Source organism: Streptosporangium sp. NPDC004631, assembly GCF_053601935.1.
This window is the reverse complement of record NZ_JBSGCR010000037.1, coordinates 21,100-44,385: the sequence shown is the minus strand read 5'-3', so window position 1 is coordinate 44,385 and position 23,286 is coordinate 21,100. Positions and strand designations below refer to the sequence as shown.

The 23,286-nt window shown below is 66.5% G+C and carries 27 protein-coding genes and 2 pseudogenes; 17 read left to right on the top strand and 12 right to left on the bottom strand.

What is annotated here, in order from left to right:
• Positions 1–214 precede the first annotated feature (214 nt).
• Together ACWEF2_RS27885 and ACWEF2_RS27880 are read right to left on the bottom strand one after the other, a co-directional pair.
• Entirely contained in the window at positions 215–352 is a 138-nt protein-coding gene (locus ACWEF2_RS27885; protein ID WP_355594769.1) for a hypothetical protein, read from the bottom strand.
• Positions 353–709: 357 nt separating this feature from the next.
• Positions 710–973 carry a DUF7660 family protein gene (locus tag ACWEF2_RS27880; RefSeq protein WP_453819302.1) on the bottom strand — a complete coding sequence of 88 codons (264 nt, stop codon included), beginning with the start codon at positions 971–973 and terminating at the stop codon, positions 710–712.
• 444 nt (positions 974–1,417) lie between these two features.
• Between ACWEF2_RS27880 and ACWEF2_RS27875 the strand changes: the two genes are divergently transcribed.
• The 6 genes from ACWEF2_RS27875 (at position 1,418) to ACWEF2_RS27850 (ending at position 5,573) form a co-directional block, all read left to right on the top strand.
• Positions 1,418–1,720 carry a hypothetical protein gene (locus tag ACWEF2_RS27875; protein WP_453819301.1) on the top strand — a complete coding sequence of 101 codons (303 nt, stop codon included), beginning with the start codon at positions 1,418–1,420 and terminating at the stop codon, positions 1,718–1,720.
• Positions 1,721–2,861: 1,141 nt separating this feature from the next.
• Positions 2,862–3,125 carry a hypothetical protein gene (locus ACWEF2_RS27870; RefSeq protein WP_453819300.1) on the top strand — a complete coding sequence of 88 codons (264 nt, stop codon included), beginning with the start codon at positions 2,862–2,864 and terminating at the stop codon, positions 3,123–3,125.
• A 228-nt stretch (positions 3,126–3,353) separates the two neighbouring features.
• A complete protein-coding gene (locus ACWEF2_RS27865; RefSeq protein WP_453819299.1) occupies positions 3,354–4,316 on the top strand; it encodes a DUF72 domain-containing protein in 963 nt (320 codons plus the stop codon).
• Positions 4,317–4,365: 49 nt separating this feature from the next.
• A complete protein-coding gene (locus ACWEF2_RS27860; RefSeq protein WP_453819298.1) occupies positions 4,366–4,566 on the top strand; it encodes a hypothetical protein in 201 nt (66 codons plus the stop codon).
• A 315-nt stretch (positions 4,567–4,881) separates the two neighbouring features.
• Positions 4,882–5,220: a type II toxin-antitoxin system RelE/ParE family toxin gene (locus ACWEF2_RS27855; protein ID WP_453819297.1), complete on the top strand. Its 339-nt coding sequence runs from the start codon at positions 4,882–4,884 to the stop codon at positions 5,218–5,220.
• Positions 5,220–5,573 carry a helix-turn-helix domain-containing protein gene (locus tag ACWEF2_RS27850; RefSeq protein WP_453819296.1) on the top strand — a complete coding sequence of 118 codons (354 nt, stop codon included), beginning with the start codon at positions 5,220–5,222 and terminating at the stop codon, positions 5,571–5,573. The genes ACWEF2_RS27855 and ACWEF2_RS27850 overlap by 1 nt, the downstream gene beginning before the upstream one ends.
• Positions 5,574–6,213: 640 nt before the next feature.
• Here the strand turns inward: ACWEF2_RS27850 and ACWEF2_RS27845 are convergent.
• From ACWEF2_RS27845 to ACWEF2_RS27835, 3 genes are all read right to left on the bottom strand, one after another.
• Positions 6,214–6,576: a hypothetical protein gene (locus ACWEF2_RS27845; protein ID WP_453819295.1), complete on the bottom strand. Its 363-nt coding sequence runs from the start codon at positions 6,574–6,576 to the stop codon at positions 6,214–6,216.
• 91 nt (positions 6,577–6,667) lie between these two features.
• Positions 6,668–7,417 (bottom strand): SDR family oxidoreductase, encoded by a 750-nt coding sequence (locus ACWEF2_RS27840; protein WP_453819294.1) that lies wholly within the window; start codon positions 7,415–7,417, stop codon positions 6,668–6,670.
• Between the two features lie 156 nt (positions 7,418–7,573).
• A complete protein-coding gene (locus ACWEF2_RS27835; RefSeq protein WP_453819293.1) occupies positions 7,574–8,479 on the bottom strand; it encodes an AraC family transcriptional regulator in 906 nt (301 codons plus the stop codon).
• A 142-nt stretch (positions 8,480–8,621) separates the two neighbouring features.
• Here ACWEF2_RS27835 and ACWEF2_RS27830 point away from each other — a divergent pair, with 142 nt between their 5' ends.
• From ACWEF2_RS27830 to ACWEF2_RS27795, 8 genes and pseudogenes are all read left to right on the top strand, one after another.
• Complete coding sequence (locus ACWEF2_RS27830; protein WP_453819292.1) at positions 8,622–8,939, top strand: putative quinol monooxygenase; 318 nt, start codon at positions 8,622–8,624, stop codon at positions 8,937–8,939.
• A gap of 97 nt (positions 8,940–9,036) precedes the next feature.
• Entirely contained in the window at positions 9,037–9,996 is a 960-nt protein-coding gene (locus ACWEF2_RS27825; RefSeq protein WP_453819291.1) for an alpha/beta hydrolase, read from the top strand.
• A 37-nt stretch (positions 9,997–10,033) separates the two neighbouring features.
• Positions 10,034–10,543, top strand: coding sequence for a tyrosine-type recombinase/integrase (locus ACWEF2_RS27820; protein ID WP_453819317.1), 510 nt, complete (start codon positions 10,034–10,036; stop codon positions 10,541–10,543).
• A gap of 238 nt (positions 10,544–10,781) precedes the next feature.
• Positions 10,782–11,126 carry a type II toxin-antitoxin system RelE/ParE family toxin gene (locus ACWEF2_RS27815; protein ID WP_453819261.1) on the top strand — a complete coding sequence of 115 codons (345 nt, stop codon included), beginning with the start codon at positions 10,782–10,784 and terminating at the stop codon, positions 11,124–11,126.
• A 5-nt stretch (positions 11,127–11,131) separates the two neighbouring features.
• Positions 11,132–11,431 carry a helix-turn-helix domain-containing protein gene (locus tag ACWEF2_RS27810; protein WP_189792389.1) on the top strand — a complete coding sequence of 100 codons (300 nt, stop codon included), beginning with the start codon at positions 11,132–11,134 and terminating at the stop codon, positions 11,429–11,431.
• A gap of 82 nt (positions 11,432–11,513) precedes the next feature.
• A pseudogene (locus ACWEF2_RS27805) lies at positions 11,514–12,173 on the top strand (oxidoreductase).
• A 33-nt stretch (positions 12,174–12,206) separates the two neighbouring features.
• Positions 12,207–12,419 carry a hypothetical protein gene (locus tag ACWEF2_RS27800; RefSeq protein WP_453819290.1) on the top strand — a complete coding sequence of 71 codons (213 nt, stop codon included), beginning with the start codon at positions 12,207–12,209 and terminating at the stop codon, positions 12,417–12,419.
• A gap of 285 nt (positions 12,420–12,704) precedes the next feature.
• Entirely contained in the window at positions 12,705–13,586 is an 882-nt protein-coding gene (locus tag ACWEF2_RS27795) for a haloalkane dehalogenase (protein ID WP_453819289.1), read from the top strand.
• Positions 13,587–13,720: 134 nt separating this feature from the next.
• Here ACWEF2_RS27795 and ACWEF2_RS27790 read toward each other — a convergent pair whose 3' ends face one another.
• The 3 genes from ACWEF2_RS27790 to ACWEF2_RS27780 are packed head-to-tail and all read right to left on the bottom strand — an operon-like array spanning position 13,721 to position 14,870.
• Positions 13,721–14,035 carry a hypothetical protein gene (locus tag ACWEF2_RS27790; protein ID WP_453819288.1) on the bottom strand — a complete coding sequence of 105 codons (315 nt, stop codon included), beginning with the start codon at positions 14,033–14,035 and terminating at the stop codon, positions 13,721–13,723.
• Positions 14,032–14,379, bottom strand: a complete 348-nt coding sequence (locus ACWEF2_RS27785) for a hypothetical protein (protein ID WP_453819287.1) — start codon at positions 14,377–14,379, stop codon at positions 14,032–14,034. The genes ACWEF2_RS27790 and ACWEF2_RS27785 overlap by 4 nt, the downstream gene beginning before the upstream one ends.
• The gene (locus ACWEF2_RS27780; RefSeq protein WP_453819286.1) at positions 14,331–14,870 is read right to left on the bottom strand and encodes an RNA polymerase sigma factor; all 540 of its coding nucleotides are present in this window, start codon (positions 14,868–14,870) and stop codon (positions 14,331–14,333) included. Before ACWEF2_RS27780 ends, ACWEF2_RS27785 begins: the two co-directional genes overlap by 49 nt.
• Before the next feature lie 570 nt (positions 14,871–15,440).
• Here ACWEF2_RS27780 and ACWEF2_RS27775 point away from each other — a divergent pair.
• A complete protein-coding gene (locus ACWEF2_RS27775; protein WP_453819285.1) occupies positions 15,441–15,776 on the top strand; it encodes a GNAT family N-acetyltransferase in 336 nt (111 codons plus the stop codon).
• 396 nt (positions 15,777–16,172) lie between these two features.
• On the opposite strand, the gene ACWEF2_RS27770 is transcribed toward ACWEF2_RS27775, so the two are convergent.
• Both ACWEF2_RS27770 and ACWEF2_RS27765 read right to left on the bottom strand, forming a co-directional pair.
• Complete coding sequence (locus tag ACWEF2_RS27770) at positions 16,173–18,344, bottom strand: alpha/beta hydrolase family protein (RefSeq protein WP_453819284.1); 2,172 nt, start codon at positions 18,342–18,344, stop codon at positions 16,173–16,175.
• 275 nt (positions 18,345–18,619) lie between these two features.
• Positions 18,620–18,814, bottom strand: a pseudogene (locus tag ACWEF2_RS27765) (tyrosine-type recombinase/integrase); the annotation flags it as partial.
• 35 nt (positions 18,815–18,849) lie between these two features.
• On the opposite strand from ACWEF2_RS27765, the gene ACWEF2_RS27760 reads away from it, so the two are divergent.
• Together ACWEF2_RS27760 and ACWEF2_RS27755 are read left to right on the top strand one after the other, a co-directional pair.
• Complete coding sequence (locus ACWEF2_RS27760) at positions 18,850–19,113, top strand: CopG family transcriptional regulator (RefSeq protein ID WP_453819283.1); 264 nt, start codon at positions 18,850–18,852, stop codon at positions 19,111–19,113.
• Positions 19,110–19,523 carry a type II toxin-antitoxin system VapC family toxin gene (locus tag ACWEF2_RS27755; protein WP_453819282.1) on the top strand — a complete coding sequence of 138 codons (414 nt, stop codon included), beginning with the start codon at positions 19,110–19,112 and terminating at the stop codon, positions 19,521–19,523. Before ACWEF2_RS27760 ends, ACWEF2_RS27755 begins: the two co-directional genes overlap by 4 nt.
• A 355-nt stretch (positions 19,524–19,878) precedes the next feature.
• On the opposite strand, the gene ACWEF2_RS27750 is transcribed toward ACWEF2_RS27755, so the two are convergent.
• Both ACWEF2_RS27750 and ACWEF2_RS27745 read right to left on the bottom strand, forming a co-directional pair.
• Entirely contained in the window at positions 19,879–20,901 is a 1,023-nt protein-coding gene (locus ACWEF2_RS27750; RefSeq protein WP_453819281.1) for a TIGR03619 family F420-dependent LLM class oxidoreductase, read from the bottom strand.
• 28 nt (positions 20,902–20,929) lie between these two features.
• On the bottom strand, positions 20,930–23,278 hold the full coding sequence (locus tag ACWEF2_RS27745) for an arylsulfatase (RefSeq protein WP_453819280.1): 2,349 nt from the start codon (positions 23,276–23,278) through the stop codon (positions 20,930–20,932).
• Between the last annotated feature and the right edge of the window lie 8 nt (positions 23,279–23,286).

The following is a 23,286-nucleotide window of genomic DNA, read 5'->3' as shown; positions in this document are numbered from 1 at the left end:
TGTGAATCGCTGGTTCAGGTACTCGTCGTGGACTTGTTGTGGGGTCGCTGTCCGGAGGATCCGGGGCACCACGGCGCATGACCGGTCGGCGGCTTGCCGCCGGGTGCACCCATGCCGTGGATGGGGCAAGGGATCACCCGGTCGGGCGGGTGGGGGAGTGGAACGGGTGACGGGGGCGAATCCGCGCTGTGTGCCTCCCTGCGGGGCAGTGGTCTCAGAGCTTGTACAGCTTGTTGAATGGTGTCGTGATGCGTTCCTGCCGTGATCCGAAATCGATGACCACGGCGACCTCGTCTTCTACGCCGATGACGACACCAAGGCCGTACCGATCGTGGGTCACCTGGTCGTTCACGCTGAACCGCTCGGCGGGCGGGGCGGGAGGCGGAGGTTTGAAGGGACTTGTGGACAGGTGATGGCGGGGCGCGCCACTAGCTGGTTTCATCTCCCCCAGTATGTGCCGCCTTGGAGAACGCTCGCGACATAAGATCGGCAGGCTTGCTGAAATGATCAAGGCCTAGGCGAGGATTCGACCCCTGACCTGGACCTTGGCGGGCAGAGCGGGTGACGGGAATCGAACCCGCGCTGTCGCTCGGGAGGTCTCCGGCGAGGTTGGGCGCTGCGTGGGGGAACGCCCCGACCTGCGGGGGAGCGCTTCGAGTATCCGTCATTCTCCGTGAGTCCCCCTTGGTCGCCCTTCTGACGGGCACGCCTACTCGTAGATCGCTGCCGCCCCCAGTGCGCCGGCGAAGAACGACCAGGAGACGTCATCGGGCGCGGGACGGCCCGTGTTCGCGTAGTAGCCGGGAGAGGATCTGATCCAGCTCGCCAGTGCTTCCAGGAAACGATCCAGGCGATCGTTCTCCCAGACCGCGCCGCTGATCAGCTCCGCATGAAGGGCCTCGACGTAGCAAGCAAGATCTTCGCGGGTCGCGACCGCTTCGGCGGCGTCGGGTGAGGTGTCGTCCTGTCTCATGGCTCCATGGTGGAGGTCTCACCACGGACACGCACTCCTCCCCGTCCGCCTCGTCCCACCCCGGAGGGGCAAGGTCGTCCTCGCGTGTACGCCGGCCGGTGGACGTTCCTCGGTCATTGGATGTCAATTGATGGGCTGAGCTGAGAAAACGCCCGTTCGGGTAGACGTTGCGTGGTTCCCGTGAGTCCCCGTGGACGACCAGGGTTCCCCGCCTGTTCCAGGGCTGTTCCGGCACGCGTCCGGCACGACGCCGATCTCTCCATAGGCGCTGTGGTCTGCGCATGAGGGCTTGATCTCCTGGTGCCGTCACCTGACATCATCGCCGGATGTCCAACTTCGGGGTCGCCGGCCACAGGCCGATGTGGCTGAGGGGTGTTCGGCTGTCACTGCCGCCGTATGGGCCAGTCGGGGCACTGTTATCCACACGGTTTCGAAGCGGGAGCTATGGCGGCGGAGTTTCAGCTCGGTGATTACATCCTGGTGCAGGACGGTAGGGCCCTTGAAATCTTTCATCGGGGTCTGTCCGAGAGCAGCCGCTACCATGTGGCGTTTCTTGGGGTGGATGTCCAGCCGCGCGGCGACGGGTTCACGGTTCGGCTCGGCGCCAGGCGGGGCGACGACCAGGTCATGGGCGGGGTGAGACTGAAGATGAACCAGGAGGAGTTCGCACGGTTTCGTGATTTCATCGCCTTGGCTGTCGCGGCACGCGACCGGATGAGCCCTCTGAACGAGCCCACCTCGCCCTGAACCATAGGGGCTTCGATTCACCCCGAGTTCGGAAGGGCTGCCCCCGCTCATGGTGCCGGAGGTGATTCCGTCCCGCCAGGACCCTGAAGAAGGAGAGCGGGTGAACGGCACGGACACGGCTCACTCGGGTCAGGCTACGTCGACCGGTCAACGGCCAGCCCTATGTAATGCGGTGGGCCGGATTGAGGAACGAAACTCCGGATCGTCGATCGTCTCCACTCACACACGGAGATCGGCCACCGCCGGGCGATCGTGAGGGTGGTACCGCTCAAGTGCGTCTTGCCCGAAGTTCGGCCTGTGGCAGGATGGCGCTATGTCGATCACACGAAAGGGTCATGGCGCGTAGGCGTCCGGCTCAGATTCGCGCTGATGGTCCATGGCGTTCGCAGAGAATTGCCGCAGGAGTTCCGGTGATCCCGAGCTTGTCTACCGGGGGCGTATCGCGGTCGCTCGTCTGAAGTATGAGCGCTACTGGCCCGGCGTGGCGAAAAAGGGGTTACGCGCCTGGTCGCTGTTCTTACGAGATCCATGGCATCGGCTTTTCGATCCGGCGGGATCCTGCGGGGAGATGCTGTCCTGACCCTGCCGAGCTTCGCGTGCTCCTGGACGCCGTGGTTCACGCCCTGCTCACGAAAGACGCTCGCGTGCTCCGGAAGAGGATCGGCGACCTCGACGATCTCTGGTGATTACCTACGACGTGAGCGCGCCTGGCGTCGATCCGGGGCATCTGGACGAGGGAAGCGATAAAGCGATAGGCGGTGGCGCGTCGCTGGGCTCGGACGTGATGGAGCCAGGCTCGTGGCCGGACCTGGCGCTATTCGTACTGTCATGTGGATTTCTCGTGTCAGGAATAGGGCTGGTGATGCTTTCAGCGAAGAGACCTCAGTGATCTTCCTGAAATCTGCTGAGAATCATCGGTTCGCCTCATCCGCCGCTACGTTGGTCAAGTAGCTCAGGATGGCGTGCCGTAAGTGCTCTGCGGACCGGGATGCACCGCTTGTGAAACTCTTGGGCGAGGGCTTCGCGGTGGTAGCGCTGGCGTAGAACGCGGTTGAGGTCTCCGGCCCGGTGGACGAGGACGGCGCCCATCGGACCGCCCAAGTCGGCTGCCGGTACGCGCACGGTCCCTCTGCCAAAGGTGGTGATCTTTGAGCTCCGCGTTCACCTGGACACGCACGCCGGAGACGGTGACGAGGCGTTCGTCGTCCTCGGGGCTAAGGAAGCCATGCTCAGGAGGCCGGTCTTCTTCCGGATCTGGGCCAAGGCGCTCAAGGAGGCGGGGCTTTCGGGCGTTCACTTCCCTGCGCTGCGTCACGCGGGAAACACCTTCGCCTTCCCATCGGGCGCGACGCTGCGGGCTATGCACCAGCGTATCGCCGAGGCGCGCACGGCAGACGAGGAGTGAGCGGCATGGTCGAGCGCGAGAGCTGGGGCGCCAAGCGCTGAGATTATGAGCCGTCCTGGGGCAGGTGCGGCATACGAGGCCACCAGGATCTGGTTTGAGCTGGGTGAGGCGGTACCTCATCGTGGGCGGTCTCGTTCTGAACGCCTTGGCGCCGCCGGCACTCGCGAGCGGCCGATCTGCCGATCGTTGACTGGTGTCAGGCGGCCGCGCCGGGGCAGCTCACCTGCCATGGGCAAGATTCTTGTCGGTACGGCGTCCTGGACGGACCGGTCGCTGCTGAAGTCGGGCTGGTACCCGCCGACGGCCACCACGCCGGAGGAACGGCTCGACTACTACGCGTCGACCTTTCCTCTGGTCGAGGTCGACGCCACCTATTATCACCCGCTTGCTGTACGCACTGCCGAGTTGTGGCGCGACCGTACGCCTGACGGCTTCGTCTTCAACGTCAAGGCGTTCTCGTTGCTCACTCAGCATCCGACGCGGGTGCAGGCGCTCTACAAGGACCTGCGGGATCGGCTGCGTACGGCCAAGAGCCGGGTCTATCTGCGTGACGTGGGGGCGGGGATCGCCGAGGAGGTCTGGGACCGGTCTATGTCGGCGCTGCGGCCACTGTACGAGGCGGGCAAGCTGGGGGCGGTGCTGTTCCAGTTCCCGCCGTGGTTTCCGGCCGGACCCGCCAACCGCGACTACATCCTGCGATGTCGTGACCGGTGTTCACCGATGCGGATCTGCGTGGAGTTCCGCCATGGGTCGTGGATGACCGGGGAACGACGTGAGGAGACCCTGAGCTTCCTGGCCGCCAACGACCTGCCGTACGTGGCGGTGGACATGCCACAAGGCCACTCCTCCTCGGTGCCGCCGGTGATCGCGGCGACCGCGGACCTGGCCGTGGTGCGCCTGCACGGCCATTCCGGGCAGTGGACCAGCAAGCGGATCGAGGAGCGTTTCGGCTATCTGTACTCCACGGCCGAGCTGGAGCACTGGGCCGCCCGCATCGCGCGCCTCGCGCAGCAGAGCCGTACCATGCACGTACTGACGAACAACTGCTGTGCCGACAACTCCCAGCGCAACGCCGCCGAACTGACCGAACTGCTGGCCGAGCGCGGTGCAGAGGTAGTACGGCCGACAGCGCGTCCCCGCCAGGAGGCGCTACCCGGCCGGGTCGTCGAGAGGGAGGGCCGAGGGGGCTGAGTCGGTCCACTCGCTGCGAGGTGACGAACATGTCGTATCGGGTGTGGGCTTGGCATTGGTGCACGCGAGGAGTCATTTCCCGCTGGCCACCGTGCCCCAGAACGCCGGCCCCTTGACCGAGGTCCTCTCCCAGGCGATCAAGACCGTCGCCTCGCTGCACGACATTGCGACGATCGACCGGCGGGGCTTCAGTCTGATCCGTCCTCGGCATGTGTCGGCGTTCAGACTGCTGCCAGAGGTGCTTGCTTAAAGACGGTGGAGCGGGTGACGGGAATCGAACCCGCGCCGTCAGCTTGGGAAACGGCCGCTGCTCTTTGTGGGCTGAGCTGGGGAAACGGGGGGGCAGGTAGGCGGGGTGTGGTTTCCCGTGGGTGACCGTGGTTCCCCGCCTGTTCTGGTACGGATCTGGCGCGTGATCAACGCCGTCCGGGAGGACTTGGACGAGCAACCAAGATCGAGGAGTGGACGCGGGGGTGGGCCTGGTACTCATCTCCGCCACGGGTTACCATCGAGTGCATATACTATTGATGGTATGTCTCAGTGAGAGATCGGCCTGGAGCCGGAGGTGGAGTCTTGGCTGGACGGGCTTTCCTTTCCGCTCTACCAGCGGGTTATGCGGAACGTAGACGACTACCTCGTCACCGGTGGCATCCCTGATGGGGATCACGTGAAGAAGCTGAAGGATGCCGAAGGTGTGCACGAGCTGCGTGTTGCTCTCGACCGCACGACCTGGCGGTTGGCCTTCTGGAAGCCGTCCAACAAGGTGATCGTGGTCCTGACGGTCTTCCGTAAGACCCAGGACGGGACGCAGGCCGCCGACATCGACCGAGCGATCGCCGCTAAGAAGCGGTGTGAGGCAGAGCACGACCTAACCACCACGCACGTGTTCGAGAGGAGCGCATGATGGGTCACAGCCGTTGGGAAACCTACAAGGCGAAGCGTCTGCGCGAGATGGAGGCGGATGCGCAGTCCCACTCCGAATACGAGCAGGCGGGCCGTGACCTGGAGCTCGGAGACCAGTTGCGTGAGATTCGTAAGCGCCGAGGCTTGTCTCAGAAGGTCGTAGCGGAGCGCTCCGGGATGTCCCAACCCGCCCTGTCTCGCATCGAGGGCGGTGGCGGCATTCCGGATATAGCGACACTGCTGCGCCTTGGTGCGGCAATGGGGGTTCGGTTCCGTGTCGAGCTCGTCGTCGACGACGACACCACTGAAATCGAGCCTCTAACGGTGCATCACCGACAGCTCGCGACCGCATAAGTCGCAGGCGGCGACTTCGAGGCTCAGTCCGTAGGCTTCCGCTGCCCCTTCCGTGGTAGCGGTCTTCAGCCGTGACAGGCTTGCTCGGGACTCGTCAGCGCCAGGGGAACGAGGAAAGGCCCAGTTCTAGATCACATTCTTGAGCTGGGCCTTTGACGTTGGAGCGGGTGACGGGAATCGAACCGGACAGGCAACAGGGTTCTCACCTGCGGGCTCGCTGTTTTCGCTGCTTACGGTGATCGGGTTGAAGCGGATTCTGCGAGGTTCTGCCGGCTCTTGCCGGCCCGGTGTGCCCACGTGGGCACACCGATGATCTTTCTTGTGAACGCTCATGCCCGCGAAGCCGAATCAAGACCGTTTCCTTCACATCGGCCAGGGCGTCTCCAAAAGCCTCTCGCTCTCGCCGTTCTTCTGGAAGAGAATCAGTCATGGCTCTCCTGCACTGGCGCTGATGTTCACCCTCGCCGACTTCGAGTCGACGGCGGTTTTCCGAGGCGAGGCCAAGGACTCCGGACGCACCATCTCGCGGGCCACCTACGCCGTGGTCATCGTGATCGCGCTCTTCTCCACCTTCACCGGCTGGAGGCTCGTGATGGGCGTCGGTGAGCCACTCGTTCAACGACTGGCTCACCGAACCCGGTCATGTCGACGACATCGTCTTCCCACTCGGCCACCGGTACCTCGGCGACGTCGGCGAGAAGAACATCGGCATCCTGTCGCCGATCCCGCTGTTCGCCGCGGTGCTCGCGTTCCACAACGTGCTCACCCGATACATGCACTCGATGTCCGGGGCCGGGGTGCTGCCCGCGGCGTTCGGCCGGATCCATCCCGTCCACGGCTCGCCGTACGTCGCATCACTGGCGCAGACCGCGTTTCCGGCACTGCTGACCGTGATCTTCCTGGCTTTCGGGCTCGACCCGGTGCTGCAGAACTTCACCCGGTTCGGCGGCGTCGCGTCGTTCTCGATCCTGCTGCCGGCTCGCCGCCACCTGTCTGTCGTCATAGTGCTCCAGGATCAACGTCGCGCGGGCTCCGGGGATCGAGGACCGCGTCGGCTCGTGGCATCAGCGCGACGTCCCTTACCCGCTGGTTCATCACTTCACCTGGGCGAGCCAGACCGCGTCGGGACCGGCCGGGAATCGCAGCTGGCCGGTCGTGTCGTGCACGGCTCGCCACACCGTCTCGGCGACGTCGCTCTCCTTGGTGAACAGGTCCTGGCCCGTGAAGCCGTCCATGGCCTTCTTCGCCCACGGTGCGTAGGGCGCCGGGACCAGCTCCTCCAGCGACCCGCCGTTCGCCGCCTTGGCCGCGAAGTTCGTCGTCAGGCAGGCGCCCGGCTCGACCGTCTTCGCCCGCACACCGAAGGGCGCGAGTTCGAGCGCGAGGGACGCGGTGAACCCCTCGATGGCCATCTTGCTCGCCTTGTAGACGGCCGAGAGCGGCATGTGGCCCAGTACCACGCTGGAGGTCACGTTGACCACCACGCCGGAGCCGCGCTCGCGGAACCGGGGAAGCACCGCCTGCGTCGTCGCCATGACACCGAATGTGTTGATCTCGAAAACCTCCCGTACCCGGGCCATGGGGGTGCCTTCGAACACGCTGATCGATGGAACGCCCGCGTTGTTGACCAGGACGTCGATGGGCCCCGCCGCCTCGAACGCGCCGGTGATGCTCTCGGGCTTGGTCACGTCGAGTTCGATGACGCGGAGCCGGTCCGACTCAGGCAGATCGTCCGCACGCGGCGTCCGCATCGTGGCGATGACGTTCCACCCCTGCGAGTGGAAGTAGAGGGCGGTCTGGCGCCCGTATCCGGATGAGGTACCAGTGATCAGAACCGTCTTCATGCTGTGATCCTCGCAATGTGGTGAGATCCGCGGATGGGCAGGCATTTTCCCGCTCGGCGGGAGAACCGGTGATCCCATTGAATCGCTCTGACCTGTGAAAACAGTAGAACTATTCTCGCTTTCCCTTGCACGATCCTCCTCGACGGTCGGCCCGACTCAGGGGAGGACGTTCACGGGGGTGCGTGCGGTGTTCCGCAGGCGGGCCGCGTCCCGGCTCGGGGGTACGCCGAACCGGCGGCGGTACTCGCGGCTGAACTGCGACGGGTTGTCGTAGCCGACGCGGTGGCCGACCCCGGTGACATCGCCCGGGTGGGTGGCGAGCAGCAGCCGGGCCTCCTGGAGCCGGATCTGTTTCTGGAACTGGATGGGGCTCATCGCGGTCACCGCCTGAAAGTTGCGGTAGAAGGCGGAGACGCTCATGCCGGACAGGCGTGCCACGTCCTCGACCCGGAAGGGTTCCGTGTAATGCTCGCGGATCCAGCGCACGGCCCGGGAGACATGGCTGAGGCCGCTGTCGGCGAGGCCGAGCTGGCGCACCGCCGCGCCCTGCTCGCCGACGATCAGGCGCCACAGGATCTCGCGTTTGACCAGCGGGGCCAGTACGGCGCGGTCGCGGGGTTCGTCGAGCAGGCGCAGCAGCCGGACCACCGCGTCGAGCAGCGCGGGCGGGGTGTCGCTGACGGCGATCCCCGGCGGCGCGCCTCCGCCGGTGTGAGGGATGTCTCCAGGGCCGGCTTGCAGCAGCAGTTCGGCGACGGCGGACGGTTCCAGCGTGAGACCGAGGCCGAGGGCCGGCTGCTCGGGTTCGGCCTGCGTGAACTGTCCGGTGACGGGCAGGTCGACGGATGCGACCAGGTACTGCCCGGGGCCGTACTCGTAGACCCGGTCACCCAGCGCGAGGCGTTTGGCGCCTTGGGCGATGACTGCGAGCACCGTGCCGGACATGGAGGGTGCCGGCGGATCCGGTCGATCGACCTTCGAGATCAGGACACCGTCGATGGCAGTGGTCCAGTCAGGGCGGGCGTGCCGGGCCAGCAGGGCGCGGAGCTCTTCGAGACACATGCGTCCATTGCAGCACCATTCCGCGCTAAAACTCCTATAACTGCGAGGATCGTGCAAGTACAGGCGAGTATCGTTCTAACGTTTCCGCAGTTCATCTCGGTTGAATGGAACCACCTCACTCCATCACCGAGAAGAGATATCCATGATCGCCAACTACGGTTTCAACGCCACCCTGACCGCCAGGCCCGGAATGGGCGACCGGTTGGTCGCCCTGCTGCTGACCGGCCTGAACGAGGGAAACCCCGGCGCGAGCGAACACTGCGTCGTCTACCTCGTCTCTCGTTCCGCGTCCGACCCCGACGTCGTCCACGTCACCGAGGGGTGGACCGGCGAGGAGGACCACCACCGGATCTTCGCCGGCGAGGACGCCCAGGCCATCGTGGCGCGGATCGACGGACTTCTGGCCAAGGAGTCCGAGTACGCCGACTACATCCCGGTCCGTGGCAAGGCCGCCTTCTGAACCTCGGATCGATCCCTCAGCCTGCCGCCGCCACGCCTGCCGAGGAGGCCCCTGTCCTCGTCCGACTGTCGGCACCACCCCACGAAAGGCAACGACCATGACCGCGGCACGACCTGACCTGGACCCCGAACTGCGTGAGCTGCTGGCCGACATGCCGCTGATGTCCCAGCTCAGCCTGGAAGTACTCGCGCAACTGCGGGGGCTCCCCTCGACGCCTGTCGACTCCCTGCTCGCACACCGGCAGGTCGACCGGCGCGAGATCACCGTGCCCGCCAAGGACGGTGCCCTGATTCCCCTGTCGGTCTTCAGCCCCGCGAGCATCGATCGCGCCACCGCCGCCCCCTGTGTCTACTGGATGCACGGCGGCGGGATGGTCATGGGCGACCGCTTCTCGCAGATCGACATTCCGCTGGAGTGGCTCGACGAGTTCGGCGCGGTCGTGGTCTCCGTGGACTACCGGCTCGCACCCGAGGCCACCGGCACCGCCCTCGTGGACGATTGTTACCAGGGACTGCTCTGGATCACCGAACACTCCGAAGAACTGGGCATCGACCCCGCTCGGATCGTCGTCGCGGGCGCCAGCGCCGGCGGTGGCCTCGCCGCTGGCGTCACTCTGCTGGCCCGCGATCTCGGCACCCCGGTGATCGCCGCGCAGATGCTGATCTGCCCCATGCTCGACCACCGCAACGCCAGCATCTCCAGCCGCCAGTACTCCGGCGGACCCGGCGTCTGGACCCGCGAGATGAACGAGTTCGGATGGCGTGCCGTTCTCGGCGACCTCACCGGCGGCGAGGTGTCCGAGTACGTCTCGCCCGCGCTGGCCGACGACCTCTCAGGCCTGCCGACCACCTATATCGACACCGGCTCCGCCGAGGTCTTCCGAGACGAGGACACCGACTACGCCACCCGCATCTGGGCGGCCGGCGGCCAGGCCGAACTCCACGTCTGGGCGGGCGGTTTCCACGGGTTCGACGCCCTGTACCCGCAGGCACGCATCTCGGCCACAGCCCGCCGAACCCGCACCGACTGGCTCGCCCGGCTCCTGCCTCCGAGCTAACGCCGTCTCCCGCTCGTGGGCGACTGGCGTCCAAACTCTGCCGGTCTCGCCGGCACCTGACGGCCTGGTCTTCGTGGCGGAGAAGGGCGCCCGGCTCCGGCGGAGCGACTTCACGAAGGTCTGGGCCAAGGTCGTCACGGAGGCCGGGATTCCGAGGATCCACATTCACGATCTGCGGCACACGGGCAACACGCCGGCGGCGATGACCGGGGCGTCGCTCAAGGAGTTGATGGCGCGGATGGGGCACTCCAGTACCAAGGCGGTGATGGTCTATCCGCACGTGGCCAAGGACGGGGGCGGCCATCGCCGACGCCCTCGGGGAGATCGTCAGGGAAGGGCTCAAGCCCGAAGAAGACGAGCCTCCCGTCGAGGGAAAGATCAACTGATCTGGCGCGGAACTGGTACGCGAGGGGGAAATGACCCCGGAAACAATCAAGGCCCAGATCGGGAAATCATCCCTGACCTGGGCTTTCTGGCGTGGAGCGGGTGGCGGGAATCGAACCCGCGCTGTCAGCTTGGGAAACGGCCGCTGGCGTTGGTGGGCTGACCTGGGAAAACGGGGGTGCAGCTCGGGGTGGGACGAGTGGCCGTGAGCCCCCGTGAGTGACCGGTGTTCCCCGCCTGTTCTGGCACGGATCCGGCACGTGATCAACGTTGCCTGGGAAGCCGGACGACTGGCCTCGGGGAGGGCGTACTCATGGGTCTTCCGCTGCGGACCTTTCTCGGCAGGAAGAGCAGGAGCGTTTTCAGGACGTGGTACTTGCCGTCGCTATAACGTCCGTGTTATGAAGTGGGGAGAGGTGGAACTGGAGCCAGAGGTTGATGAGTGGTTCGACACGCTTGATCAGGAGGGGCAGGAGACGGCGGCGTTCTACGTCGACCTGCTGGCCGAGCGTGGCGTCCTGCTGGATGAGCCCTACACCCGTCGGCTCCGCGGCAAGCTGCGTGAGCTGCGTTTCCACCTCGATCGGGAGGCGGTGCGGATCCCCTACTGGATCGCCCCGGGTCGGCGGATCATCATGCTGACGGTGTTCCGCAAGCAGCGGATGCGCGAGTCCGCTGAGATCGAGCGGGCGTGGCGGGCCATGCAGCGGTGTATCGCCGAGGCTCACACGGCAGACGAGGAGTGAGCGGTATGGGTGAGCGCAAGAGCTGGGGCGCCAAGCGGGCCGAGATCATGAGCCGCCCTGGGGCCGGGGCGGCGTATGAGGCCACCAGGATCCGGTTCGAGCTGGGTGAGGCGGTACGGCTGCGCCGTGAGCAGCTTGGCCTGACCCAGAGCGACTTGGCCGAGCGGACTGGCTTGAAGCAGCCGGCGGTGGCACGGTTCGAAGCGGGCGGGACGATGCCGACCATTCCGATGCTGGAGCGGCTCGCTGAGGCTCTGGAGATGCGGCTGAGCGTTCAGTTCCAGCCACTGCGCGAAGCAAGCTGATCGCCAGAGGCGCTTCCAGCCTACAGATCGCCGAAGCAAGACCGAAGGACACTGAAAACAATCAAGGCCCAGGTCGGAAGGAATCCAGCCCAGCCTCATTGGGCAGTCCAACCCGGGCACCTCGGGACTGTACACCGACGCCCAGGTCGCGGTCCGGCGGCCGGTCACCGATGCGGTACACACCAACGGCGGGCGTATCTTCGCTCAGATCATGCACGCGGGCCATGTCTCCCACCCCGACACCACGGGGACGCGGCCGGCGGGCCCCTCGGCCGTCCCCGCCATCGGGCAGGTGTTCACCCCGGCCTGGCCCAAGCCGGCCCCCATGCCGCGGACGTTGGACACCGCCTAGGTGCCCGAGCAGGCGCGTTCCTACACCGAGGCCGCCCGCCGGGTCGTCGATGCCGGCTTCGACGGTGTGGAACTGCACGGTGCGAACGGGTACCTCATCGCCCACTTCCTCTCCAGCACCGCCAACCGTCGCATTGACGCGTACGGCGGATCGATCACCAACCGGATCCGGTTCGCGGTGGAGACGGTCTCCATGACCGTGAAGGCGGTGGGCGGCCACCGCACGGGCCTCAGCCTCTCGCCCGGCGCAGGCATCTGGGGTGCCGAGGATAGCGACATCCCCGCCATGTATGGGGCGCTGCTCGCCGAACTCGCCCCCCTCGACCTGGCCGACATCCACCTTGAGGCCACCGCCGACGAGGACGTGCTGGTCGAACTGCGCAAGGCCTGACCCGGCACGTTCATCGTCAACCCGTCCTCCCCGATGAGCCCGCGGCAAACGGACAAGGCGGCCGCTGATCACTGGCTGGGGCTCGGCACCGATCTGATCAGCTTCGGCCGCGCCTTCATCGCCAACCCCAACCTCGTGGAACGACTGCGTCAGGGGCTGCCGATCGCGCCTCACGACAAGTCCACGTGGTACGAGGGCGGCGACGCCGGCTATCTCACCTACACCGCCTACCGGCACACAGCCTGAAAACAGCCGGGACGATCCGGCGAAGAACGCGATGCCGGTCGCACTCCTGTCTGGTCGCGCCGGTCGCCCGGCTCCAGGGCGTGCTCGAAGACGTCGCGCAGGAACTCCTCGCGGTGTACGTCGCCAGCCGCGGCCTGGAACAGTGCCTCGAAGGTCGCCGGGTCCTCGTGAGGCCAAGGCTGACAGCGGTTGCACACTATGGCGCACGGGGGGGCTTGTGGCAAGACCCGGGTCGTGCTGCAGAATCTCCGACCGAAGCAAGAAGCCGCGGAAATGAGGAGAGTCATGATCTCGACTGAGGAACGATATCGGAAGCGTCGTATTGAGGTCGATGGGCTTGAAATGGCGTACGTCGAGGAGGGAGAAGGTGATCCGATCGTCTTTCTTCACGGCAACCCGACTTCGTCGTACGTATGGCGGAATGTAATCCCGTATCTGGCGGACAAAGGGCGCTGCATCGCCCCGGACCTGATCGGGATGGGCGAGTCCGCGAAACTTCCGGCCAGCGGGCCGGGCTCATACCGCTTCGTCGAGCATCGCCGCTATCTCGATGCGTTCCTTCAGGCCCTCGGCGTAGGTGAGCGGGTGGTCATGGTGCTGCAGGACTGGGGTTCGGCCCTGGGTTTCGATTGGGCGTACCGTCAGCCTTCCGCACTCCGGGGTATCGCCTACATGGAGGCGTTCGTGGCTCCGATCCCCTCGTGGAGCGACTGGCCGGAGCCTGCGGTTGCGCTCTTCCAGGCGATCCGCTCCACTGCGGGTGAAGAGATGGTCCTCGACCAAAACTTCTTCGTCGACGATGTCTTGCCTGCAGAGGTGCTGCGAGGGCTGTCGGAGGCGGAGATGGCCGTCTACCGTCGTCCCTACACGGAACCGGGCGAGTCACGCCGACCGACGCTGACTTGGCCGCGCGAGGTTCCCGTTGCGGGCGAACCACGCGATGTTCACGATGTCGTCACGCGTTATGCGGAATGGCTCGCTAAGTCTTCGGTTCCCAAGCTGTTCATCGAAGCGGTTCCAGGAACGATGTTTGAAGCACACCGGGCCATCGCCCGGTCGTGGCCGAATCAGGCACACATCACGATCACGGGTGGCCACATGGTTCAAGAAGACGCTCCCGATCAAATCGGGGCGGCCATCGCCTCCTGGCTACGAGATCTCTCCTGAAAGGGGCGGTGGCGCCCGGGCTCCGGGGCGACCCGGTGCTGGTGGAGGGCGACCCGATCACGGACATCACCGCTCCCCGGTAATCGTGGAGATGTAGCGGGGCGGAGTCCGCCAGAGCCGGTCCTGAGCCGGGCCTACGGCTTCTGTCCGGCCTCGTTGACGATGCCCACCTGGGTACGGGTGGACATCTGCCAAGTTGTCCCCTTCTGGATGCTCCACTCCACATGCGGGGCCATCGGGACGCGCTTGCTGTCCTTCACGGTGAACTTTTCGACGCCCGGCCGCGGGTATTGTTCCTCGTAATCCCTGATCGCGGTCTCGCGCCTGCCTCTGTAGGCGTAGGTCGCCGGATCCAGCAGGATCTCGAAGTCGCGCCACCCTTCGACGACGCGGGAAACCGACGGCACGGCACGACCGTCGGCGTCGACCGCCAACTCGTTCACCATCACACCGGGCAGTTTGGCGATCGCCCGGAAGATGGCGGCCTGCAGGTCCGGGGGGACGATGTTCTGGGACAGGGGGTGGCGAACCGCTCGAAGATCCAGTCGTCCTGATCGGCGCCTTCTATCTCGTGAATCTCACGGAACTCGGCCAGCAGCGCGTCGGGGTCGGTCGGTAGTGCGACCAGCAGGGCATAGAGGTTCTCCGGCGCATGCCCTCCTGGGGCGGAGGTCTGCAGCTTGCCGTTCACCTTGTAGCCGACCCGCTTGCCGTCGGCTCGCGTCCAGAACTCGTCGACCGTGTTCAGCAGCGGCGTCTGCGGGGTGAGGTGCTTGCCCTCGTAATCACGCAAGCTCTGCCTCCGGTCCTCGGTGTAGATTCACTGATCGTTGCGGGGCGGCGTGAAGGTCTTGTTCCGTACGGCCGTCGCGATCTTGGTAAGCACCACCTGCGCGTTGGCGGCGGGGATCGTAGGCTCCCCCCGCCTGTCGTCTGCACCAGGGTCGTCATCGTCGTGATCACCACCGCCGACGCGGCCATCGCCAGCGCCCGGTACTGGCGTACCTCGGTACGGCGGTGCCGGGCGATCACGTTGGACGCTATGCCGTACAGCCAGGGCCAGGCGTCATCGCGTGAGATGTCGTAGCCGGTGCGCTTGTCGAAGACGATCAGGAACGTCTCCGCGGCCACGTCGTCGGCCAGGCCGGTGCCCAGCCTGCGGGTGGCGTAGCGGTGGATCTCCGTGTAGTAGCGGTCGGAGATGGCGGAGAAGCGCTCGGGCTCCCGCCAGGACTGCTCGATGATCACGGCGTCCGCGGTTTGCGCGGGCAACGCTCGTGTCATCGCGGTCACCTCTCGGTCCTAGGGTTCACCCCTCTCCTTCACCGATGCCCCCGTAAGTGTTCATACCGGGACATAACCTGGGCGAGGAGGAGGATCGGGCCGTCGTCAACCCGCTGTTAATGCTTGCCGCGGAGCCAGTTTCAGCTGGTCAGATGGCATGCCAAAGGGAATCCAGAAGATCGTTTTCGTGTGGTGTGCCCACAGTATGCCCATGAAGATCGAAAGCTTAAGCAGTGATCAAGGGATCGCCTGGTCAGGCTGGACGAGGGAGTGGAGCGGGTGACGGGAATCGAACCCGCGCTGCCGGCTTGGGAAGTCTCTACGCATCTGGGTCCCTGACCTGTGGAAACGCTGACCTGCGAGGGAGGGTTCCGAGTATCCGTGGTCCCCCGTGATCACCCTCCTGACGGGCACGCAACGGGCACGGCATCAGTGCCCTTATGCCGATGAGGCCGGCGCTCGGCGCTCCGGGGCTTTTGGTAACGTCACCCCATGTCACATGATTCATACACCGTTCGACCTGGAGTTCCCTCTACAGAGACTTACCTCTGGCTGCGCCCCAGTTGTGGCTTGAGTGCAAAGTCGCAGGCCGCAGCCGAAGCCGGGCTGGCCGGTACGTGGTACGGGGTGACCGTATTCCATAAGGATGAGCCGGTGGGTATGGGCAGGATCATCGGCGACGGCGGATGCTTCTTCCAGATTGTGGACATCTGTGTGCTTCCCCAGCATCAAGGCCAAGGGCTGGGGAAGGAGATCATGCGAGCATTGGTAGCCGAGCTGGGAGAACGTGCTTCATCAACTGCTTATGTGTCCCTGATAGCGGACGGTGATGCCCGCCATCTGTATGAGAAGTTCGGGTTCACAGAAACTGCACCCGCATCCGTAGGCATGGCGCGCATTTTCTAGACACCGTTGGACAACCCGTAAAACCGTCGGCTCAGCCTAAGCAGGTTCACGTCCTGCACCTGCCAAGCCAGCAGAAAAAGCCCTCTCACCAGTGGAAACGCGGTGCGGGGACTTCTTCGTTTTGGATCTACGACTCCCCGTGAGTTCCCCTCTTTTCCCGTGAGATCCGGCTTCCACCCCAACCACTTACGGCCTTCGTGGTGCAGCGTCGATCATCCCGGAGCCGAGTACCCCCGCCGGAGGCGTCCGGTTGAAGTCGGACGAGATTCCAGACCTGAGAGAGCGAGCGGGCCGGCGCAATGCGAAGCACCCGAAGGACCTGAGCCCTGAGTGGGCCACCGGTGGCACACTTCTGCTGCGGCTGGGGGTCATATCCGCGTCCGGATAGCCCCTCTCCTATAGGACGGTCAGGTGGCCGTACCTGGACAGGGCTGTGGTCAGGCCGCCGGATTTGCCGCGGAGTGTGGCGTCCAGGAAGGCGACGGTGGCCGCCGCGGTGATGCGCGGCCCGGCAGTCCGGCCGAGGGAGCCGATGAGCGTGGGCAAGGGCGGCAAGAAGAGCGGGGCGTCGGTGAAGGTGAGGTGTGCCGCGCCGGGGACGGTAAGCCGGTAGCCCGTCGCCGTACTGAGCTGGAGCACCCGCGTGAGGTGCGGGATGTAGTCCGGCTCCTCGCCCGGCTTGACGTCGTGTGTGAGCGCGAGCACGGGCTGGTGGAACGGTCGCGTTGCGGGGTCGCGGGGAAAGCCGTCCAGGTCGATGACGGCTGCGAACCGGGGGTCCTGGCGGGCGGCCTGCAGGGCGGCGGCGCCCCCGAGGGAGTGGCCGGTCGCTGCGGTGCGGCGGGTGTCGAGCTGCCCGATCAGGAGACCCGGAATCTCTCCACGGTCCAGGCGGCCGAGCTGGGTGAGTACGAAGCTGAGGTCGGCGGCCCTGACCGCTGTCCACCCGGCCGCGCGCCTGTCGTCCTCCGTCTGGTCGCCGGTGGCCGCAACCTGGGTGCGGATCGTCTGGCCGTCGGTGAGGGTGACAACGGCCGAGTCGTATGGGTGGTCGAGGGCCGCCACGACGTACCCACGGCTGGCCAGTTCCTCGGCCCAGGCAGTGTTCTGGGTGCGTACGCCTCCAAGCCCGGGTGAGAACAGCACCACGGGGAACCGGTCGCCTCCGCCGGCCACTGGGGCATCGGGCACCGAGCGCGTGCGGGCGCGTGACGGCTCATCGAGAATGAAGCATGGAAGGCCGAGGTAGTCGGCCTCGCCGCAGGCGACGAGCTGTGTTTCTTGCGCCGTGCGGCCGAGGTACCACGCCCGTTGGGCGGCAGGGGGACCGCCCTGCGCGGGATACCAGAGCTGGACGACGACCGTCCGCTTGTCATCGGTCCGGGACGTGGCGATTTCCGCGCGATCAGGGTCGGTCCACTGCACGACGGTGGTGCCAACGGCGTAGGCGCCCGATGGCTTGGGGAACACGGGTAGGGGCAGCGCCCACGCCGCCGTCGCGCCTGCGAGGATGAGGGCCAGGCATGCCGCCGATCCCGGCAGGGCCAGCCACCATCGGGTCCGCCGTGCGGGCCGCCCGGCACGCCATCTCTGCAGGGAGGGAGCAGCGAACGCCAGCGCGATGGTCCCACCTGCGAGGATGGGGAGAAGCTGCCAGCGGATCCCGAGCACGGCCAGCACAATCGCGGACACCGCGAGGGCCGCCGCGCCAGCCAGCGTCGAGGGTCGGCGCGCCCCGGGCGGCAGCCAGCGGGCCAGCACCAGCACGACGGCGGACGCCAAAGCCAAGAGCTCTGCGAGGGACAGGCCGAATACGGTCACATTCACGTGACCACCGTGGCGGAATGACCTCAGCCGGACATCGGCCCAATGTCGAGAGTTGTATGCGGCCCCGGTATGACCTCTCGCGACCCGTCTGCGACCGGGGGTGTAGCTAGAGCGGTGAGCTGGTCGATGCCGCTGGTGGTGAAGTTGAGCAACTTGGTGCGCAAGCTGGACCATGAGATGCCCCTGATCTATAGCCCGGGCGCGCTGGACGGGGGCGGTGATTTCGGAGGTTGGGGGGCCGGCCGCGTTCCGGGGAGAGACGCGAGAGGCTGGTCGATCGTGGAGGGTCGCCGAACCGGGCGGTGTGTCGCTTGGCGTACCGGGTTCCGGCCGGTCCAGATCCGGACTCGGACTGTGGGCGTTGAGTGATCCCGTGATGGCGGGGATGCCCTGAAGGCGGCTGAGCAGGTATGGTCCGACTTCGGACCAGCCGATCAGGAGCAGTGGTCCGGCCGTGTCGAAGGCGGCCTTGCCGTACAGTCCCTGTGCCGCCGGTTCGGCGACGTTGAGGGCCGGTGTGGCCAGGCCGGAGAAGGCCGGCAGGGCTCGGGCGGGGCGAAGCTCAGCGGCTCTGACGCCGGAGAGCGCGAGATGGCGGATGCCGGCGATCAGTCCGATGACCGACAGATCGACCGCGGGGCCGATCAGCGGCGTCGGCCACGGTGCCACCCCCAGGCGCGGTCCCAGTGCCCAGACGTTGCCGAAGGAGAAGGTGAACGTCAGCAGGGCGATGGTGATCATCGTGGTCGTGACCGTCCGCCGGGTGAACACATCGGCGGTGTGCTCCGCTGATGGGGCTGGGTCCGGAACCGGACCGTGCGATGGTGCGGTTGCGACGGGGACGGCCCGTCTCTTGGGAGAACTCACCTGTGGCGGGGAGTCCGGATCCGGATCGGTCAGCGGGTGAAGGGGTTTGTCGGTGTGCTTTTCGCCTTACGGATCGTGCCGTCCGGGCCGGGATTGCGTCGCGCCACCGTGCGTCACTCCTTTCTGGCTTACGCGACCGAGTTTCTGGCTTACGCGACCGAGCGGATCGTTCGCGGCCCGCCTCCGAGGGCGCGGTCGATGGAGTCCATGAGGTCTTGGTCGACGTAGGGCAGCAGGTGGCCGTAGCGGTCGATGGTCGTGGTGATCGACTTGTGGCCCATCCGGCGCTGGATGGCGGCCATGGGGATGTTGTCGGAGATCAGCCAGGCGACGTGGGTGTGACGTAAGCCGTAGGAGGATGAGAGGTAGGATAGAGGGCATGAGCGAGCCTACCGGCAAGTATTCGATCACCATGCCGCGTGACATCGCCGAGGCCGCCCGATCCCGGAGCGGCCCTTCCGGCCTGTCCGCCTACGTCGCAGCCGCCGTCGCCCGCCAGATCGAGCGCGACAACCTCAGCGAACTCATCCAGGTCGCCGAGGCCGAGCACGGCCCCATCGCCGACGACGAGGTCCAGGCGCTGCGCGACCAGCTTCACCAGGCCCGGCGGGGACAGGCCAACGGTGGGGCGGACGCCGCGTGACCCGTTCTCCCGCCACTCCCGGCGGCACCCTTGTCCTTGACGGCGAGGGACTGGCCAAGGCTGTCCTGCGCGACCGTACGGTCACCGCATGGCTTGCTCTCGCCCGTGCCGACGACCTCCGCGTCATCACCTCCGCCGCCACCCTCGTCGAGGTGGTCCACCCCCGCGTCAACCGGCCGGCCCTGGAGTGGACGCTGTCCCGCCTTGTCGTCGAGCCGGTCACCGAACCAATCGCCCGTCACGCTGCCACGCTTTTGTCCGATGCCGGCCTGCACGGGCACAAGTACGCCATCGACGCCATGCTCAGCGCCACCGCCCTCGCTGCCCCGGGTCCCGTCACGGTCCTCACCTCCGACCCCGAGGACCTCGCCGCCCTGTGCGGCGTACGCGTCACCGTCATCAAGGTCTGAGCCTGTCCTAGCCTGCTGGCTCCAGCAGGGTGATCATCCGGCCTGATGGCACGCCAATGGCACGCAGAGATCAACAGCCCTAGACAAGATCAAAGCCCAGGCGCCGAATCCATCGGGGTCTACCTGGACTTCCACGATGAGAGCGGGTGACGGGAATCGAACCGGACAGGTAACAGGGATCTCACCTGCGGGTTTGCCTTTCGGGCTGGTCGCGCCTGCTGGGTTGAGCCGGGTTCCGCAACGTTCTGCCTACTCCTGCCGGTCCGGTGTGCCCACGCGGGCACACCGACCAAGGCCGGCCAAGCCGGCCGGCCGACCGCCAGGCCCGTATCGAGGCGTTTCGACGGGCGAGCCGCTACCGGCGGATAGCCGACGACGAAGTGGTACAGCTGCTCGCTCGAAACTCGGCCGTGATCCGGTCGAGCCGCTCGACATGGTCTGGAAGGTCCTTCAGGTTCACCATTGGCGGCGGTGCGAGCTGAATGTGGTGTAATCCGGCCTGTTGATACTCGAACAGGGCCTCCAGGATCTGCTGCTCACTGCCGACGAGTGGATCGGTGCTATCCCTCTCGGCCCCTTCCCGCACCCAAGACGTCAGCCGGAGCGAGAGGGTCAGCGCATCCGAAGGCCGCCCGTTCTCCTCAAGCAGTTCTCGAAGGCGAGTCACCGCCTTCTTGGCGGCGCCTGGGGACAGCTGAGCCCCATGCCACCCCGATCCGAGGCGCGCGGCCCGCCGCAAGGCGGGCTCGGTGTTGCCCCCGATCCACACCGGCAGGTCTCGGCCCTGCGGAGGTTTAGGGGACATCCGTACCCATGGCGAGACTCGCACCGATGGGGAGTCGAAGCCTTCGCCGGTCGGCGGGCCCCACAGGTAGCGCATGCACTTGATGTAGTCGTCCATCCGCGGGCCACGCCCCGACCAGGTGGCGCCGACGGCGTCGTACTCCTCGCGCAGCCATCCCGTCCCGGTGCCGACGATCAGCCGGCCGTTCGACAGCACGTCGATCGCGGCGAGCATCTTGGCCGCCAGCACGGGATGGCGCAGCGGAGTGACCATGATCCCGATGCCGAGGCGGACGCGCGAGGTGAGCCCGGCGAGGTAGGACAACAACGTCAACGGCTCGAATACAGGGTCGTCGGCGGACATGCCTCCCAGCCCCACCCGGGTGAAGTCCTCCAGGGTTCCCGAGGGCACGGAACGGCCGAAGTTCGGATGCCGGGACCGGATGCGCTCCACGAGCACGATGTGGTCGCCCACCCAGATGTCGTCGAACCGTGTGGCCCCGTCGGCCAGTTCCGCGAGCCGTTTCAGCTCGGGCACGTCGATGCCCTGAGCCATGAAGTTGGGAATGAAAAGCCCGAACCTTATGTCGTCCACCTCACCTGACTCACCGTCGCGACACCGCTCAGTGCGACTCGATCTCGAGTTCGACGGCCTTGTTCTTCTCGTGTCCGGACTCCGCGGCGCCGAGCTCCGACAGGATCTCCACGTCGACCCGGTGGATGACGCCGGAGTATTCGAAGGCGCCCGAGTAGCGCGGGGATACCGGGGTCCCGCTGTCGCGGCCCACGTTGAACGTCTCGGCGTAGGAGTACCGATACGGTATGGTCTGCGACAGGTCTCCCACCACGACCTCGGTGCCGTCGACGAGCAGCCGCACCGTCCCGCCCGATCCGAGCACCGGCCGGTGCGTCACGAAGTCCAGGCACAGGGTGTGTTCCCCCTCGGGCAGCTCGACGCCGGAGACGAACTCAAACGTTGCGCGGCCGGCCACGTTGTGCGCGTAGATCAGGCGGTTCTCGTCCACGAACAGCGAGTAGCCGGCGAACCGGCCTCCGGCGGAGACCAGCAGGCCCTGGTCGCCGGCGCCGTGGGTGACGCGCGCGGTGATGCGATGAGATCGGCCCTTGACATTGGGCGCGGAGCCCTCGGGGATGCGTACCGCGCCCGGGTAGTAGGTGAACGACCGCCGTGCGTTCCCCGGGCTGGGCTTGTGGTCCACCGCCAGCCGTTCGCCCAGGGAGTCGTCCAGCGGATAGACGAAGTTGTCCCGTGCCTCCTGCTCCCAGACCTTCCGGAGCTCCTCCAGACGTCCGGGCTGCGCGGCGGACAGGTTTCGGCTCTGGGCGTAGTCCGACGACAGGTCGTACAGCTCCCAGCTGTCGTGCTCGAAGATTCCGGTGGAGCCACCTGTGTACTGCCAGGGCAGACGCCCGTGGCGCGCGCTTGCCATCCACCCGTCCCGGTAGACGCCCCGGTTGCCGAGGATCTCGAAGTACTGCGTGCGAGGCGGTGCCCATGAGCCGGTCTCGTCGTCAAAGGAGGGCAGCAGTGAGAGCCCCGCGAAAGGCAGCTGCTCCGCTCCGTGCACTGACTCCGGTCGTGGGATCCCGACCGCGTCGAGGATGGTGGGCGCCAGGTCCACGACGTGTCCGAAGTGGCTGCGGTCACCGCGTGTGACCACCCGGGCGGGCCAGGACAGCACCATTCCGTTCCTGGTGCCGCCGAGGTGCGAGGCGATCTGCTTGAACCACGGGAACGGGGTCGCGCCGGCCCACGCCCAGCCGACGGGGTAGTTGTTGTAGCTGGTCGGACTGCCGATCTCGTCGATGCGGCGGAGGTTCTCCGCCTGGTCCTCGGGGAGGCTGTTGATGACCGACCACTTGTTGAACTGTCCGGTGGGAGTGCCCTCGGCGGCCGGTCCGTTGTCTCCCGCGACGAAGACGATCAGTGTGTTGTCGCGCTCCCCGAGCTCCTCCAGCGCGGCGACGAAGCGCCCGAACTGATGGTCGAAGTGCGACAACGCGCCGGCGAACGCCTCCATGTACCGCGTGTAGAGCCTGTGCTCGTCGTCGGACAGCGAGTCCCACGCGGCGATCTCCTCGGGTCGCCCTGAAATCTGGCTGTCGACGGGGATGACGCCGAGATCGAGCTGCCGTTGGAAGGTCTCCTGCCGGATCCGGTCCCAGCCGGCGTCGAACCTGCCGGTGTACTTCTGGATCCACTCACGGGGGGCGTGGTGGGGTGTGTGCGCCGTGCCAGGGGCCCAGTAGAGGAAGAACGGCCGGTGCGCGGCGACGGAGCGTTGCAGACGCACCCAGGAGATGGCCTGATCGGCCAGGTCCCGGTCGAGGTGATAGCCCTCCTCGGGGGTGTAGGGCGTGTCGATGGGGGTCGTGTTCCGGTAGAGCGTGGGCTCCCACTGGTTGGCGTCCGCGCCCATGAATCCGTAGAACATCTCGAAGCCGAGACCCGTGGGCCAGCGGTCGAACGGCCCATTCGGATTGATCTCCCACTCCGGGGTGTTGTGCCACTTGCCGAGCGCCGCCGTCGAGTATCCGTTGAGGCGGAGGACCTCGGCGACGGACGCGGCGCTGCGCGGCCAGAGGGTGCTGTACCCGGGATAGCCGGTGGCCATCTCGGCGACCGCGCCGTTCGCGACCTGGTGATGGTTGCGGCCGGTGAGCAGTGCCGCTCTCGTCGGGGAGCACATCGCCGCGGTGTGGAACCGGTTGTACCGCAGGCCGCGCCCGGCCAGCGCGTCCAGGTTGGGCATGTGGACCGGACCGCCGAACGTGCTGGGCTGGCCGAAGCCCACGTCGTCGAGCAGTACGACGACCACGTTGGGAGCGCCGTCGGGGACCGTCGGCGAGCGGGGGAAGTGGGGGACTGAGGCGGCCGCCGTCTCGGCGATGCGGGAGGCGTAGGCCTCCTGGGACGGGAGGTGGGTTCTGGAGAGCCGGGAATCGGTCATGCTGGTCC

Bases quoted from the DNA above. Each gene is read 5' to 3' on its own strand.
- ACWEF2_RS27800 (WP_453819290.1), top strand. From the start codon at position 12,207: ATGAGCCCGCGGCAAACGGACAAGGCGGCCGCTGATCACTGGCTGGGG.
- ACWEF2_RS27835 (WP_453819293.1), bottom strand. From the start codon at position 8,479: ATGTGTCTCGAAGAGCTCCGCGCCCTGCTGGCCCGGCACGCCCGCCCT.
- ACWEF2_RS27810 (WP_189792389.1), top strand. From the start codon at position 11,132: ATGGGTGAGCGCAAGAGCTGGGGCGCCAAGCGGGCCGAGATCATGAGC.
- ACWEF2_RS27780 (WP_453819286.1), bottom strand. From the start codon at position 14,870: ATGACACGAGCGTTGCCCGCGCAAACCGCGGACGCCGTGATCATCGAG.
- ACWEF2_RS27875 (WP_453819301.1), top strand. From the start codon at position 1,418: ATGGCGGCGGAGTTTCAGCTCGGTGATTACATCCTGGTGCAGGACGGT.
- ACWEF2_RS27880 (WP_453819302.1), bottom strand. From the start codon at position 973: ATGAGACAGGACGACACCTCACCCGACGCCGCCGAAGCGGTCGCGACC.
- ACWEF2_RS27845 (WP_453819295.1), bottom strand. From the start codon at position 6,576: ATGACGACAGACAGGTGGCGGCGAGCCGGCAGCAGGATCGAGAACGAC.
- ACWEF2_RS27760 (WP_453819283.1), top strand. From the start codon at position 18,850: ATGAGCGAGCCTACCGGCAAGTATTCGATCACCATGCCGCGTGACATC.
- ACWEF2_RS27770 (WP_453819284.1), bottom strand. From the start codon at position 18,344: ATGATCACCATCGCCCTGCTGACGTTCACCTTCTCCTTCGGCAACGTC.
- ACWEF2_RS27815 (WP_453819261.1), top strand. From the start codon at position 10,782: ATGAAGTGGGGAGAGGTGGAACTGGAGCCAGAGGTTGATGAGTGGTTC.
- ACWEF2_RS27840 (WP_453819294.1), bottom strand. From the start codon at position 7,417: ATGAAGACGGTTCTGATCACTGGTACCTCATCCGGATACGGGCGCCAG.
- ACWEF2_RS27865 (WP_453819299.1), top strand. From the start codon at position 3,354: ATGGGCAAGATTCTTGTCGGTACGGCGTCCTGGACGGACCGGTCGCTG.
- ACWEF2_RS27825 (WP_453819291.1), top strand. From the start codon at position 9,037: ATGACCGCGGCACGACCTGACCTGGACCCCGAACTGCGTGAGCTGCTG.
- ACWEF2_RS27795 (WP_453819289.1), top strand. From the start codon at position 12,705: ATGATCTCGACTGAGGAACGATATCGGAAGCGTCGTATTGAGGTCGAT.
- ACWEF2_RS27850 (WP_453819296.1), top strand. From the start codon at position 5,220: ATGGGTCACAGCCGTTGGGAAACCTACAAGGCGAAGCGTCTGCGCGAG.
- ACWEF2_RS27745 (WP_453819280.1), bottom strand. From the start codon at position 23,278: ATGACCGATTCCCGGCTCTCCAGAACCCACCTCCCGTCCCAGGAGGCC.
- ACWEF2_RS27830 (WP_453819292.1), top strand. From the start codon at position 8,622: ATGATCGCCAACTACGGTTTCAACGCCACCCTGACCGCCAGGCCCGGA.